This window comes from Cloacibacterium sp. TD35 (assembly GCF_028864635.1).
GTDB lineage: Bacteria > Bacteroidota > Bacteroidia > Flavobacteriales > Weeksellaceae > Cloacibacterium.
The window spans coordinates 1200121-1214869 of sequence record NZ_CP104850.1 but is presented as its reverse complement, the minus strand read 5'-3'; the positions used below and the strand labels follow the sequence as shown (position 1 = coordinate 1214869).

10 protein-coding genes and 3 tRNA genes are annotated in these 14749 nt (G+C 35.7%); all 13 read right to left on the bottom strand.

Features of this window, described 5'->3' with window-relative positions; genetic code table 11:
- Entirely contained in the window at positions 1-4269 is a 4269-nt protein-coding gene (rpoC, locus tag N7277_RS05590) for a DNA-directed RNA polymerase subunit beta' (protein ID WP_274780805.1), read from the bottom strand.
- Between the two features lie 30 nt (positions 4270-4299).
- The gene (gene rpoB, locus N7277_RS05585; RefSeq protein ID WP_274780701.1) at positions 4300-8127 is read right to left on the bottom strand and encodes a DNA-directed RNA polymerase subunit beta; all 3828 of its coding nucleotides are present in this window, start codon (positions 8125-8127) and stop codon (positions 4300-4302) included.
- Positions 8128-8394: 267 nt separating this feature from the next.
- A complete protein-coding gene (gene rplL / locus N7277_RS05580; RefSeq protein WP_104794381.1) occupies positions 8395-8763 on the bottom strand; it encodes a 50S ribosomal protein L7/L12 in 369 nt (122 codons plus the stop codon).
- 67 nt (positions 8764-8830) lie between these two features.
- On the bottom strand, positions 8831-9433 hold the full coding sequence (gene rplJ, locus N7277_RS05575; RefSeq protein ID WP_274780700.1) for a 50S ribosomal protein L10: 603 nt from the start codon (positions 9431-9433) through the stop codon (positions 8831-8833).
- A gap of 13 nt (positions 9434-9446) precedes the next feature.
- Positions 9447-10139 (bottom strand): 50S ribosomal protein L1, encoded by a 693-nt coding sequence (rplA, locus tag N7277_RS05570; RefSeq protein ID WP_069799569.1) that lies wholly within the window; start codon positions 10137-10139, stop codon positions 9447-9449.
- Positions 10140-10150: 11 nt separating this feature from the next.
- On the bottom strand, positions 10151-10594 hold the full coding sequence (gene rplK / locus N7277_RS05565) for a 50S ribosomal protein L11 (RefSeq protein ID WP_274780699.1): 444 nt from the start codon (positions 10592-10594) through the stop codon (positions 10151-10153).
- A 166-nt stretch (positions 10595-10760) separates the two neighbouring features.
- Positions 10761-12032: a Y-family DNA polymerase gene (locus N7277_RS05560; RefSeq protein WP_274780698.1), complete on the bottom strand. Its 1272-nt coding sequence runs from the start codon at positions 12030-12032 to the stop codon at positions 10761-10763.
- Positions 12033-12180: 148 nt separating this feature from the next.
- A complete protein-coding gene (gene nusG / locus N7277_RS05555) occupies positions 12181-12723 on the bottom strand; it encodes a transcription termination/antitermination protein NusG (RefSeq protein ID WP_069799576.1) in 543 nt (180 codons plus the stop codon).
- 10 nt (positions 12724-12733) lie between these two features.
- Positions 12734-12940, bottom strand: a complete 207-nt coding sequence (gene secE, locus N7277_RS05550) for a preprotein translocase subunit SecE (protein WP_069799577.1) — start codon at positions 12938-12940, stop codon at positions 12734-12736.
- Positions 12941-12952: 12 nt separating this feature from the next.
- Positions 12953-13023: transfer RNA gene (locus tag N7277_RS05545), tRNA-Trp, on the bottom strand.
- Positions 13024-13076: 53 nt separating this feature from the next.
- Positions 13077-14264, bottom strand: coding sequence for an elongation factor Tu (gene tuf / locus N7277_RS05540; RefSeq protein WP_274780697.1), 1188 nt, complete (start codon positions 14262-14264; stop codon positions 13077-13079).
- 214 nt (positions 14265-14478) lie between these two features.
- Positions 14479-14550, bottom strand: a tRNA-Thr gene (locus N7277_RS05535).
- A gap of 48 nt (positions 14551-14598) precedes the next feature.
- Positions 14599-14671, bottom strand: a tRNA-Gly gene (locus N7277_RS05530).
- Positions 14672-14749: the final 78 nt, after the last annotated feature.

The following is a 14749-nucleotide window of genomic DNA, read 5'->3' as shown; positions in this document are numbered from 1 at the left end:
TTAATTTAAATCCTCGAATTCTTTTTTAGAACCCACGATTACACTTTGATAATCTTTAAGACCTGTACCTGCAGGAATTCTGTGTCCTACGATTACATTTTCTTTAAGACCGTTTAGTTCGTCTACTTTACCAGACACTGCTGCTTCGTTTAGAACTTTTGTAGTCTCTTGGAATGATGCTGCAGACATGAAAGACTTAGTCTGTAAAGCTGCTCTGGTAATACCTTGTAATACAGGCGTTGCAGTTGCAGTAAGTGCTTCACGAACTTCTACTAATTGAAGGTCTTCTCTCTTCAGTTTAGAATTTTCGTCTCTCAATTCTCTAGCGGTAATCATTTGACCAGCTTTGAAAATTTTAGAATCTCCTGGCTCAGTTACAACTTTCAATCCAAAAACTCTGTTGTTTTCTTCAAGGAAATCATATTTATGTTCAAGACTGTTTTCAAGGAATTGGGTATCACCTCCGTCTACGATTTCTACTTTAGTCATCATCTGTCTTACGATGATTTCGAAATGCTTATCGTCAATTTTTACCCCTTGTAAACGGTAAACTTCTTGAATTTCGTTTACTAAGTACTCTTGAACGGCTGTTGGACCTTTGATTCTTAAGATATCATCTGGTGTTACAGAACCGTCAGAAAGTGGCGAACCAGCTCTCACGAAGTCGTTTTCTTGAACTAAGATTTGATTAGAAAGTTTTACTAAATATTTCTTAATCTCACCAGTTTTAGATTCTACGATTAATTCACGGTTACCTCTCTTAATTTTACCATAAGAAACTACCCCGTCAATTTCTGTAACTACAGCAGGATTAGAAGGATTTCTCGCTTCGAATAATTCGGTTACTCTTGGTAAACCTCCTGTGATATCCCCTGCTTTTGCAGATTTTCTAGGAATCTTGATTAAGACTTTACCAGCCTTAATTTTTTCACCATCATTTACCATTAAGTGGGCTCCTACTGGTAAGTTGTATGCTTTTTGCTCAACTCCTTTAGAATCTACCACTTTCAAGGTAGGAATGGCTTTCTTATTTCTAGATTCTGAGATTACTTTTTCTTCGAAACCTGTTTGTTCGTCGATTTCTAATTGGAAAGAAACCCCTTGAATAATATCTTCGTATTCTACTTTACCAGCAGTTTCTGCGATGATAACCGCGTTATATGGATCCCATTTTGCAATAAGGTCTCCTTTTTTCACTTTATCACCTGGTTTTACAGAAAGTGCAGAACCATAAGGTACGTTTGCTACCATTAATGGAGTTCTAGCTGCATTATCCGCTACTAAACGGAATTCTGTAGAACGAGAAATTACGATATCTGCTTCATTACCGTTTTCATCTTCAGAAATAATGGTTCTTAATTCGTCAAACTCTACGATACCATCTCTCTTAGCAACGATAGTAGGATTTTCTGAAACGTTTCCTGCAGTACCCCCTTGGTGGAAAGTTCTCAGTGTAAGCTGAGTACCTGGTTCCCCAATTGATTGTGCTGCAATAACCCCTACAGCTTCTCCCATGTGAATCATCTTACCTGTAGCTAGATTTCTACCGTAACATTTTGCACAGATACCTTTTTTAGCTTCACAAGTTAATGGTGAACGAACTTCTACGGTTTCTATACCCGCTTCTTCTACTTTTTTAGCAAGCTCTTCGTTAATCAACTCATCTGCATGAACTAAAATTTCGTCGTTTTCTGGATTATAGATGTCGTGAAGAGAAACTCTACCAAGAATTCTTTCTGATAGTTTTTCTACGATTTCATCATTTTTCTTCAATGCAGCTACTTCTGTACCTCTTAATGTACCACAATCATCTTCTGTAATGATTACGTCTTGAGCTACGTCTACTAATCTTCTTGTTAAGTAACCAGCATCCGCAGTTTTAAGAGCGGTATCCGCAAGACCTTTACGAGCACCGTGGGTAGAGATAAAGTATTCCAAAATTGATAAACCTTCTTTAAAGTTCGCAATAATTGGGTTTTCGATGATCTCTGCTCCTACTGCACCTGCTTTTTGTGGTTTTGCCATCAAACCTCTCATACCAGATAACTGACGAATCTGTTCTTTAGAACCCCTCGCTCCAGAGTCTAGCATCATATATACAGAGTTGAATCCACCTTGGTCAGATTTCATTCTGCTCATAATCATCTCAGTAAGACCAGCGTTGGTATTGGTCCAAACGTCAATTACTTGGTTATAACGTTCTGTATCTGTGATAAGACCCATGTTATAGTTCCCTTTAATCTCGTCTACTGTTTCAATAGCTTGAGCAATCATGGTTTTCTTTTCTGCTGGTACTACAATATCAGCCAGTGAGAAAGATAGACCGCCTTTGAAAGCGTTCATATAACCAAGATTTTTCATATCATCAAGGAACTTAACAGTAGTTGGGAAATCTGTATCTGCTAAGATTTTACCAATTACGTTTCTTAATGATTTTTTAGTCAATAATTCATCAATATAACCTACTTGTTTAGGAACAATTTGGTTAAATAAAATTCTACCAACTGTAGTATCTTGAAGTTTAGTTACGATTTCTCCTTCTTCTGTTTTATATGGAAGTCTACATCTTACTTTAGCGTTAAGAGAAACTTGACCTTCAGAGTAAGCAATTTCTACTTCTTCTGGAGAATAGAATACTAAACCTTCACCTTTTACCTTGTGCGTTTCTGTAGAATGCGCTTCTTTGGTCATGAAATATAGACCAAGAACCATGTCCTGAGAAGGTACGGTAATAGGAGAACCATTTGCAGGGTTCAAGATATTCTGAGAACCTAGCATTAATAACTGAGCTTCTAGAATTGCTTCTGGGCCTAATGGTAAGTGTACCGCCATCTGGTCACCATCGAAGTCGGCGTTGAATGCCGTAGTTACTAACGGGTGAAGTTGGATTGCTTTACCTTCAATCATTTTAGGCTGGAACGCTTGGATACCCAATCTGTGAAGGGTAGGTGCACGGTTCAATAGAACTGGGTGACCTTTCATCACGTTTTCTAGAATATCATATACTACTGGTTCTTTTCTATCGATAATTCTTTTAGCAGATTTTACTGTTTTTACAATACCTCTTTCAATTAGTTTTCTAATGATAAATGGTTTGTAAAGTTCTGCTGCCATATCTTTAGGAATACCACACTCGTGTAATTGTAAGTTAGGACCTACAACAATAACCGAACGTGCAGAGTAGTCTACCCTTTTCCCTAATAAGTTCTGACGGAAACGACCTTGTTTTCCTTTCAATGAATCTGAAAGTGATTTCAATGGTCTGTTTGATTCTGATTTTACAGCAGATGATTTTCTAGTGTTATCAAATAATGAATCTACCGCTTCCTGAAGCATACGCTTCTCATTTCTCAAGATAACTTCTGGAGCTTTAATCTCTAAAAGTCTCTTTAGACGGTTGTTTCTAATGATAACTCTTCTGTATAAATCATTTAAATCTGATGTAGCGAATCTACCACCATCTAGTGGAACTAATGGTCTTAATTCTGGTGGAATTACAGGAAGAACACGCATTACCATCCATTCTGGGCGGTTAATCATTCTTGTATTAGCACCTCTAAGAGCTTCTACTACAGATAATCTTTTTAATGCTTCAGTTCTTCTTTGTTTAGAAGATTCATTGTGAGCTTTGTGACGAAGATCGTAAGAAAGAGCATCTAAATCAATTCTCTTTAACAATTCTTCTACTGCTTCAGCACCCATTTTAGCAACAAATTTGTTAGGGTCTGAGTCTTCTAAATATTGGTTTTCGATAGGAAGGGTTTCTAAAACATCTAGATATTCTTCTTCTGTTAAGAATTCCATTTCTTCGAAATCAGAACCATCTGCTTTTTTAGCGATACCTTGTTGAATTACTACATATCTTTCGTAGTAGATAATCATATCTAATTTCTTAGAAGGTAATCCTAAAAGGTAACCAATTTTGTTTGGAAGTGAACGGAAATACCAGATGTGAGCTACTGGAACCACTAAATTAATGTGTCCAATTCTCTCTCTACGTACTTTTTTCTCCGTAACTTCTACACCACAACGGTCACAAACGATGCCTTTGTATCGAATTCTCTTATATTTTCCACAAGCACATTCGTAATCCTTTACAGGACCGAAGATTTTTTCGCAGAATAAACCATCTCTTTCTGGTTTGTGAGTTCTATAGTTAATCGTTTCTGGTTTTAGCACCTCTCCTTTTGACTCTTGAAGAATGATTTCAGGAGAAGCTAAACCGATGGTGATTTTACTAAATCTACTTGTTTTATTTTTTGACATAATCTGTTCAAATAAAAATTAAAAAATTGAGGATTACTCTTCCAATCTTATATCAAGACCTAGACCTTGTAATTCGTGTAACAATACGTTGAAAGATTCTGGAATACCAGGTTCTGGCATAGCCTCACCTTTTGCGATTGCTTCATACGTTTTCGCTCTACCGATTACGTCGTCTGATTTCACGGTTAAGATTTCTCTCAAGATGTTAGACGCTCCGAATGCTTCTAGAGCCCAAACCTCCATCTCTCCAAATCTCTGTCCACCGAATTGTGCTTTACCTCCTAATGGTTGCTGAGTAATTAATGAATAAGGACCGATAGAACGTGCGTGCATCTTATCATCTACCATGTGTCCTAGTTTCAACATGTAAATTACCCCAACTGTAGCAGGCTGAGTAAATCTCTCACCAGTACCACCATCATATAAATAAGTACTTCCGTAGATAGGAAGACCTGCTTTTTCGGTGTATTCTGTGATTTGTTCTAAGCTTGCACCATCAAAGATAGGAGTAGCAAATTTTAATCCTAATTTTTTACCAGCCCATCCTAAAACGGTTTCGTAAATCTGACCGATGTTCATACGAGAAGGTACACCTAGTGGATTCAATACGATATCTACTGGGGTTCCGTCTTCTAAGAATGGCATATCTTCTTCTCTTACGATTCTAGACACGATACCTTTGTTACCGTGACGACCTGCCATTTTATCACCTACGTTTAATTTACGTTTTTTAGCGATGTATACTTTAGCTAGTTTAATGATACCTGCTGGTAGTTCGTCTCCGATTGAAATAGCATATTTCTCACGGTTTTTAACCCCCTGAATATCATTATATTTAATTTTATAATTGTGAATTAACTGTTTGATTAATTCATTTTTATCTGCATCTACAGTCCAATCTGCACCACTTACGTTTACATAATCTTCTACAGATTGAAGAAGTTTCAGTGTAAACTTAGCTCCTTTTGGAATGATTTCTTCTTCTAAGTCGTTATTAACACCTTGAGAAGTTTTACCATTAACAAGAGTATTTAGTTTTTCAAGAAGGGTATTTCTTAATTCATCGAATTGAGCTTTGTATCTGTTTTCGATTTCTTCAAGTTTTAACTTCTCTTCAGTTCTTTTTTTCTTGTCTTTGATATTTCTTGAGAATAATTTTTTGTTGATAACAACACCTCTTAGTGAAGAATCTGCTTTCAATGAAGCATCTTTTACATCACCAGCTTTGTCACCAAAGATTGCTCTCAATAGTTTTTCTTCTGGAGTAGGATCAGATTCACCTTTTGGAGTAATTTTACCGATTAAGATATCACCAGGCTTCACTTCTGCACCAATTCTAATCATACCGTTTTCATCAAGGTCTTTAGTAGCCTCTTCAGAAACGTTAGGAATATCTGCAGTTAATTCTTCCATACCTAGTTTGGTATCTCTTACTTCTAGTGAATACTCATCTACGTGGATAGAAGTAAACCAGTCTTCTCTTACTACTTTCTCGTTGATTACAATCGCATCCTCGAAGTTATAACCTTTCCAAGGCATGAACGCAACCACTAAGTTTCTACCAAGAGCTAATTCTCCTTTTTCGGTAGCGTAACCATCGCAAAGTACTTGTCCTTTTACTACGGTATCTCCTACTCTTACGTTTGGTCTAAGCGTAATAGTTGTAGATTGGTTGGTTTTTCTGAACTTAGTTAAGTTATATGTTTTAGTAGCAGATTCGAATTGTACTAAATCCTCATCTTCGCTTCTTTCGTATTTAATTACGATTTTGTCTGCGTCTACATATTCTACTACACCATTTCCTTCAGCATTAATTAAGATTCTAGAATCTGCAGCTACTTGTTTTTCTAAACCTGTACCTACAACTGGTGCTTCTGGTTTAAGAAGTGGAACAGCCTGACGCATCATGTTAGATCCCATCAATGCACGGTTCGCATCATCATGCTCCAAGAAAGGAATTAAAGATGCAGAAATACCAGCAATCTGGTTAGGTGCAATATCTAATAAGTCTACTTGACTAGGCTCTACTACTGGATAGTCACCATCAAGACGAGCGATAACTCTTTCTGTATTGAAACTTCCGTCTTCTGCTAAATCTACGTTTGCCTGTGCAATGATTTTAGATTCTTCGTCTTCTGCATTTAAATAGATTGGTGCTGCAGAGAAATCTACTTTACCATTTTCTACTTTTCTATATGGAGTTTCGATGAAACCTAAATTATTGATTTTAGCATAACATCCTAATGAAGAAATCAAACCGATGTTTGGTCCTTCTGGAGTTTCAATCGGACAAATTCTTCCGTAGTGAGTATGGTGAACGTCACGCACCTCGAAACCTGCTCTTTCTCTTGATAAACCACCAGGTCCTAAAGCTGAAAGTCTTCTCTTGTGAGTGATTTCAGACAGTGGGTTGGTTTGGTCCATGAACTGAGAAAGCTGGTTGGTACCAAAGAATGAGTTGATTACTGATGTTAATGTTTTAGCATTTACTAAGTCTAGTGGCGTAAAGATTTCGTTATCTCTTACGTTCATTCTTTCTTTAATTGTTCTCGCAATTCTAGAAAGACCTACTCCAAACTGACCTGCTAATTGCTCACCAACAGTTTTAATTCTTCTGTTAGATAAGTGGTCAATATCATCTACTTCAGTTTTAGAATTAGCTAATTCTATTAGGTGTCTTACGATAGATATAATATCTTCTTTAGTAAGAACTTCTGTAGTAGTAGGGATGTTAAGACCTAATTTTTTGTTCAATCTGTAACGACCAACTTCACCAAGAGAATATCTTTGTTCTGAGAAGAATAATTTTTCAATGATTCCTCTTGCAGTTTCTTCATCTGGTGGATCTGCGTTACGTAACTGACGATAAATGTATTCTACCGCTTCTTTTTCTGAGTTGGTAGGGTCTTTTTGTAATGTATTTTGAATGATAGAGAATTCACCGCTATTTTCGTTGTGGATTAAGATAGACTTAACACCAGCATCTAAAATAAGGTCTAAGTGTTCTTTTTCAAGAACAGTTTCTCTGTCAAGGATAATTTCATTTCTTTCGATAGAAACTACTTCACCTGTATCTTCGTCTACGAAATCTTCGAACCAAGTATTTAATACTCTAGCTGCTAAAGTTCTACCTTGAACTTTTTTAAGATTCGCTTTAGATACTTTTACTTCTTCTGCAAGGTCAAAAATCTGAAGAATTTCTTTATCAGACTCATAACCGATTGCTCTAAGCAATGTAGTTAAAGGTAATTTCTTTTTACGGTCAATATACGCATACATTACGTTATTGATATCCGTAGTAAATTCCATCCAAGATCCTTTGAAAGGGATAATTCTTGAATAGTACAATTTAGTTCCGTTTGCGTGATACGTCTGTCCAAAGAATACACCTGGAGATCTGTGTAATTGTGTTACAATTACACGTTCTGCACCATTGATGATGAATGAACCAGAAGGAGTCATGTAAGGAACTGGACCTAAATATACATCTTGAATTACTGTCTGGAAATCTTCATGTTCTGGGTCAGTACAGTATAATTTAAGTCTTGCTTTAAGAGGCACACTGTATGTAAGACCTCTTTCCACGCATTCGTCAATAGAATAACGAGGAGAATCTACCAAATAATCTAGAAATTCTAATACGAATTGATTTCTAGAATCTGTAATAGGAAAGTTTTCTTGAAAAGTCTTGTAAAGACCCTCATTCACTCTGTCCTCAGGAAGTGTATCTAACTGGAAAAATTCTTTGAAAGATTGCAACTGGATGTCTAAGAAATCCGGAGTCACAACGTTCCCTTTCGCAGAAGAAAAGTTAATTCTTTGATTTTCCTGAGTGCTTGTGATAGCTTTTGATTTACTCATAAAATGGTAAGAAAAGTTGGGTTAAAAAATATTTTACTTTATTTTGAAAAATATCAGCAAGATTAAAGACTAAGGTCTTGGCTCTTAACTAACTGCAACACTGGTATATCTTTTCACAGTGTAGTGCAAAATATTTTTTCTTTAGAATTTTAAATTTTCAAATAATTGAAAATCAATGAGTTAAAGTTTTAAAACAATTTAACTCTTAAAATAGACATAGACCTACCCAATTCTGGGAAGGTCTAAGTCTTATACGGTGTAAATAGATTATTTTAATTCTACTTCTGCACCAGCTTCTTCTAATTGCTTCTTAAGAGCTTCAGCTTCATCTTTAGATGCACCTTCTTTAATTGCAGTTGGAGCACCATCTACCATATCTTTAGCTTCTTTAAGACCAGCACCAGTTAAATCTTTTACTAATTTAACGATAGCTAATTTAGAAGCACCAGCTGATTTAAGGATTACGTCGAATTCAGTTTTTTCTTCAGCAGCATCAGCAGCTCCACCAGCAGCTACAACTACAGCAGCAGCAGCAGGCTCAATTCCGTACTCATCCTTAAGGATAGCAGCAAGTTCGTTTACGTCTTTTACAGTTAAGTTTACTAGCGTTTCAGCTAAATTTTTTAAATCTGACATTGTATTAATGTTTAAATTGTTGAACGATTTATGTTATTTTTTTTGAGTGTCTATTGAGACGGTTTAATTATTCAGCAGCAGGAGCTTCACCTTCAGCTGCAGGAGCTTCTGGAGTTTCTTCTGTTGCAGGAGCCTCTACTTCTGGAGCAGCTTCTACAGCTGGAGCTTCCTCAGTTTTAGCACCTTTAGCTTCTTCTTTATTTTCTAAAGCTGAAATTAATCTTTGGATAGGAGATTGAAGTAATCCGATGATTTCACCAATCATTTCCTCTCTAGACTTGATATTTGCAAGAGCATCTAGGTTGTTATCTCCAACGTAGAAAGTTTCTTGTAAATAAGCAGACTTAAGAGCTGGGAAAGCTTCTTTCTTTCTGAATCCTTGAATTAATTTTGCTGGAGCGTTTGCAGTTTCTGAAATCATTACAGCAGTATTCCCTTTGAAAGTTGGGAACATTTCTGAATAATCTACACCTTCAATTTGCTCCATTGCTTTTTGTAATAAAGTATTCTTTACTACTTTAAGCTTAATGTTATTTTTAAATGCTTGTCTTCTAAAATCTGAAGTCTGAGCAGCATTCAATCCTTCAAGATTTGCTACATACACTACTTTAGCGTCTTGTAACATATCTTTAATCTCTTGTATTACTAATACTTTTTCTTCTTTTGTCATTGTCTTTCAGATTTTAGTTAACAGATTTAGTATCAATTGCAATCCCCGGACTCATTGTAGAAGAAAGATAGATAGATTTTACGTAAGTACCTTTAGCAGCAGTAGGCTTTAACTTAATTAATGTATGAATTAATTCAGCAGCGTTTTCTTTCAATTGTTCTGGAGAGAAAGACACTTTACCAATACCAGCGTGTACAATACCGTATTTATCTACTTTGAAATCAATTTTACCAGCTTTTACTTCTGCAACAGCTTTACCTACTTCCATAGTTACAGTACCTGATTTAGGGTTTGGCATTAAACCTCTAGGACCTAAAATTCTTCCTAATGGACCTAATTTACCCATTACAGCAGGCATAGTAACGATTACGTCTACATCTGTCCAACCGTCTTTGATTTTTTGTAAATACTCATCAAGACCTACATAATCAGCACCAGCTTCTTTAGCTTCTGCTTCTTTATCTGGAGTTACTAATGCTAATACTTTAACATCTTTACCAGTTCCGTGAGGAAGAGATACTACACCTCTTACCATTTGGTTTGCTTTTCTAGGATCTACCCCTAATCTAACTGCAAGGTCAACAGAAGCATCAAACTTAGCATAGTTTAATTCTTTTACTAATGCAGAAGCTTCATCAAGGTTATATACCTTGTTTTTCTCTACTTTGCTCGCAACTTCTTTTTGCTTTTTCGTTAATTTTGCCATTTCAATAAGTTTTAAGCGTTAGACGGTTTAGTTCCAGTTACTCTTAATCCCATAGATCTAGCAGTTCCTGCTACCATGCTTAATGCAGAATCCATAGTAAAACAATTAAGGTCTGCCATTTTATCTTCGGCAATTTTTTTCACTTGTTCCCAAGATACTGAACCTACTTTTACTCTGTTTGGTTCTCCAGAACCTCCTTTTACCTTAGCAGCTTCCATTAATTGGATTGCAGCTGGTGGAGTTTTAATTACGAATTCGAAAGACTTATCTTCGTAAACAGTAATTAGAACCGGTAAAACTTGCCCTGGCTTGTCTTGTGTTCTTCCATTAAATTGTTTACAAAACTCCATAATATTTACCCCAGCAGAACCTAAAGCAGGACCAACTGGTGGTGAAGGGTTAGCAGCGCCACCTTTCACTTGGAGTTTCACCATTTTAAAGACTTTTTTAGCCATTTTTTAATTTTTAAAAATTTTTAATTTATGAATGTGGAAGCATTTATAAATCAGCAAGTTAGATTATCTCACCTTCCTAACTTACTTTTTGTGGGTGCAAAATTAAGAAAAATTTCTTAACTAACAAGTGTAAATCGCTGAAATTTAAAAAGATATTCAATATTTTTTAATGAAACCTAAAATTAGCTTCGGGTAAAGTATTGCTTTTCAGAAATTCCTCATATTCTGGAGAAAGCAATTTTCTTTCGTAGGTAGGTTTTCCTTTTTGTGAGGCCAATCTTATTTTATTTTTGCCATATTTCTTGTTCAGAGAATCCATGGCTTTCATAATCGGAAGGTGTTTATTTTCTACATCTTCTTCAAAAATATTAATCAATCGTTGATTTTCTGGCACAAAATCAGATACCATTACACCAGCCTTTTTATACAAAAAACCGTCTTTATAAATTGCTTCAAAAATAGCATTTGCGGCTTTAGATAAAACAATGGAAGAACTACTTGGGTTAGGCAAAACCACAGAAAATCCGTTTTTATATTCTGGCAAATCTTTTCTAAATCTATTCGTTTGTAGAAATACGGAGATGACTTTACAACAACTGTTTTGTTTCCTTAACTTTTCGGCACAAGAGAAAGCAAAGGTTTCTACGCGTTCTCTCAGCATTTCTTTATCCGAAATCATATCCATAAAACTTCTGGTAGTAGCAATGGATTGTTTAGGAGATGGCTGATCTAATTCTAATTGTTTAATGCCCTTTAATTCATTCATCATTCTCACGCCGTGAATTCCCATCAATTTTCTAACCCAAATTTCTGGTTTTTTAAGCAAATCTGCCGCTTTATAAACGCCAGCGTCTTTCATCTTATTCCCTAATCTCCTGCCAATTCCCCAAACATCGCCAATCTCTAACCACTGAAGTGCTTTTTCTATCTTTTGTGGAGTATCGAGCATACAAACCCCTTGAAATTTTTCTGGATATTTCTTGGCAATTCTATTGGCTACTTTTGCCAATGTTTTGGTAGGCGCTATTCCTATACTCACAGGAATTTTTGTTTTCTGAAGTATAACGTTTTTGATATTTTGAGAATACTCGTCCAAATTGAAGTATTTGAATCCATGAAAATCTAGAAACAGTTCATCTATACTATAAATCTCAAAATTAGGAGAGAACTGACTGGCAATCGCAGAAACTTGTTGACTTTTGAAATTGTAATATTCAAATTTAGCCGAGAAGCACTTTACGCTATGTTGCTCAAATAAATCTCTATATTTAAAGACTGGCGCTCCCATAGGAATCCCTAAAGCCTTCGCTTCATTACTTCTAGACACTACACAACCATCATTATTAGATAAAACCACGACTGCAACCTCCTGTAAAGAAGGGTCTAAAACTCTTTCGCAACTCACAAAAAAATTATTACAGTCTAATAGCGCAAACATAATAGAAGAAATTTAGAAGAATTAAAACGCTAAAATGAGAGAGTAAAATTAGAAAGATTGCACGACAAAAGAGGGCGTTTTTAGAAAGACTTATCCACAAAAAAAGCCACTCTGTTTAGAGCGGCTTCATTATATTGTATGATAAATTTTACAATTTTTCTACTTGCATGTAAGAAAGTTCCATAGGAGTTTTTCTTCCGAAAATCATTACAGAAACTTCTAATTTCTTCTTATCTTCTAAGATTTTTTCTACAGTACCATTGAATCCATTGAAAGGACCATCGATTACTTTTACACTCTCTCCTACTACGAATGGAATTTCCATTTCTGTAGCAAATTCAGAAAGTTCATCCATCTTACCAAGCATTCTGTTTACTTCAGATTTACGCATTGGTACAGGATCACCTCCTTTTGTAAGACTTAAAAAAGATATTACACCAGGTAAATTTTTAATAATATGTGGAATTTCTCCTATCAAATTAGCTTCTACCATTAAGTAACCAGGATAAAAAGGCTTCTCTTTAGGCACTTTTTTACCATTTCTTACTTGGATCACTTTTTCCATAGGGATAACTACTTGAGTAACATAAGCTTCAAGATTTAATCTTTTAACTTCGCTCTCAATGTAGGCCTTAACTTTATTTTCCTGGCCACTAATAGCTTTTAATACATACCATTTTAAATCGCTCATGGAAAAATTTTTAATTAAAGAAACCTATGAAAATTGCTAATATATTTTTAATAGCTGTGCTAAATAATGAATCTACTCCGAAAGTAAACAATGCTAATATAACAGTAGCTACAGCCACTACTATTGTAGAAGATTGTAAATCAGCCCACTTTGGCCATTCTACTTTATATCTAAATTCTGAATAAGAATCTTTTAAAAAATTGATAAGTGAGTTCATAATTTATATTTGCACGGGCACAAGGACTCGAACCCTGATCAACGGTTTTGGAGACCGGTATCCTACCATTGGACGATGCCCGTAGTTAAAAAAGCTCCGTAAGTTTCCTTACGGAAGCTTTATTTATTTAAGATGATTAATCTAAGATTTCAGTAACCTGACCAGCACCTACTGTTCTACCACCTTCTCTGATCGCAAATCTAAGACCTACGTTAAGAGCGATTGGTTGTAACAATTCTACAGTGATAGTTAAGTTATCACCAGGCATTACCATCTCTACACCTTCTGGTAAGAAGATTTCACCTGTTACGTCAGTAGTTCTTACATAGAACTGAGGACGATATTTATTGTGGAATGGAGTGTGTCTACCACCTTCTTCTTTAGAAAGAACGTAAACCTCAGCTTTGAATTTCTTGTGTGGCTTCACAGAATCTTTCTTAGCGATTACCATACCTCTCTTGATGTCAGTTTTCTCGATACCTCTTAATAATAGACCTACGTTATCACCAGCTTCACCTCTATCTAAGATTTTTCTAAACATCTCAACACCAGTGATAGTAGAAGTTAACTTCTCATCACCCATACCTACGATGTCTACTGGATCTCCTGTATTGATAACACCTGATTCAATTCTACCAGTTGCTACAGTACCTCTACCTGTAATAGAGAATACGTCTTCGATTGGCATTAAGAATGGTTTATCTTGATCTCTAACTGGTAATTCAATCCAGCTATCTACAGCTGCCATTAATTCTTCTACAGTAGCAACCCATTTTGGTTCACCGTTAAGTGCACCTAGAGCTGAACCTTGAATTACTGGAGAGTTATCACCATCATATTCATAAGAAGATAATAAATCTCTTACTTCTAATTCTACTAGTTCTAATAATTCAGCATCATCTACCATGTCAACTTTGTTCATGAAAACAACGATTCTTGGTACGTTTACCTGACGGCAAAGTAAGATGTGCTCTCTAGTTTGTGGCATTGGACCATCAGTAGCAGCAACTACTAAGATAGCTCCATCCATTTGAGCAGCACCAGTAACCATGTTTTTAACATAATCGGCGTGACCTGGGCAGTCTACGTGTGCGTAGTGTCTGTTTTCAGTTTCATACTCTACGTGAGCAGTATTGATAGTAATACCTCTTTCTTTTTCTTCTGGAGCAGAGTCAATAGAAGAGAAGTCTTTCATTTCAGCTAATCCTTTCTCAGCTAATACTTTAGTAATAGCAGCAGTAAGGGTAGTTTTACCATGGTCAACGTGACCAATAGTACCAATGTTTAAGTGTGGTTTGTTACGATTAAACGTTTCCTTTGCCATGATTTTAATATTTAAATTTATTAACTATTGAAATTTTCAGTGCGCAAATATAGTGATTTTTTGAATACCAAAATCTTTTTGTTAAAAAAAATTTCAACATTCAGTTTCAATACGTTTGACACTATGATATTATCTTATTTTTGAGGGTACAAATTTAAGAATTTATTTTAAATAAAAAAGTCTCTCAAAAAAACTTTGAGAGACTTTTATTTTGAGCCAACTATGAGATTTGAACTCACGACCTCTTCCTTACCAAGGAAGCGCTCTACCCCTGAGCTAAGTCGGCTTAGAAAAAAAAATCACATACCGCTTATTTGGAATGTGATTTATTTTGAGCGGAAGACGGGGGTCGAACCCGCGACATTCAGCTTGGAAGGCTGACGCTCTACCAACTGAGCTACTTCCGCAATTTGTGTTTACAAATTATTGTTGGTAAACGGTGTGCAAATTTATAAAATTTTTCTAAACCTGCAAATTAAATTTAT

What these genes read in the sequence shown, in the direction of transcription:
- rplL (WP_104794381.1), bottom strand. Translation starts at nt 8,763, where the DNA reads ATGTCAGATTTAAAAAATTTAGCTGAAACGCTAGTAAACTTAACTGTA.
- tuf (WP_274780697.1), bottom strand. Translation starts at nt 14,264, where the DNA reads ATGGCAAAGGAAACGTTTAATCGTAACAAACCACACTTAAACATTGGT.
- secE (WP_069799577.1), bottom strand. Translation starts at nt 12,940, where the DNA reads ATGAACTCACTTATCAATTTTTTAAAAGATTCTTATTCAGAATTTAGA.
- rplA (WP_069799569.1), bottom strand. Translation starts at nt 10,139, where the DNA reads ATGGCAAAATTAACGAAAAAGCAAAAAGAAGTTGCGAGCAAAGTAGAG.
- rpoB (WP_274780701.1), bottom strand. Translation starts at nt 8,127, where the DNA reads ATGAGTAAATCAAAAGCTATCACAAGCACTCAGGAAAATCAAAGAATT.
- rplK (WP_274780699.1), bottom strand. Translation starts at nt 10,594, where the DNA reads ATGGCTAAAAAAGTCTTTAAAATGGTGAAACTCCAAGTGAAAGGTGGC.
- nusG (WP_069799576.1), bottom strand. Translation starts at nt 12,723, where the DNA reads ATGAGCGATTTAAAATGGTATGTATTAAAAGCTATTAGTGGCCAGGAA.
- N7277_RS05560 (WP_274780698.1), bottom strand. Translation starts at nt 12,032, where the DNA reads ATGTTTGCGCTATTAGACTGTAATAATTTTTTTGTGAGTTGCGAAAGA.
- rplJ (WP_274780700.1), bottom strand. Translation starts at nt 9,433, where the DNA reads ATGACAAAAGAAGAAAAAGTATTAGTAATACAAGAGATTAAAGATATG.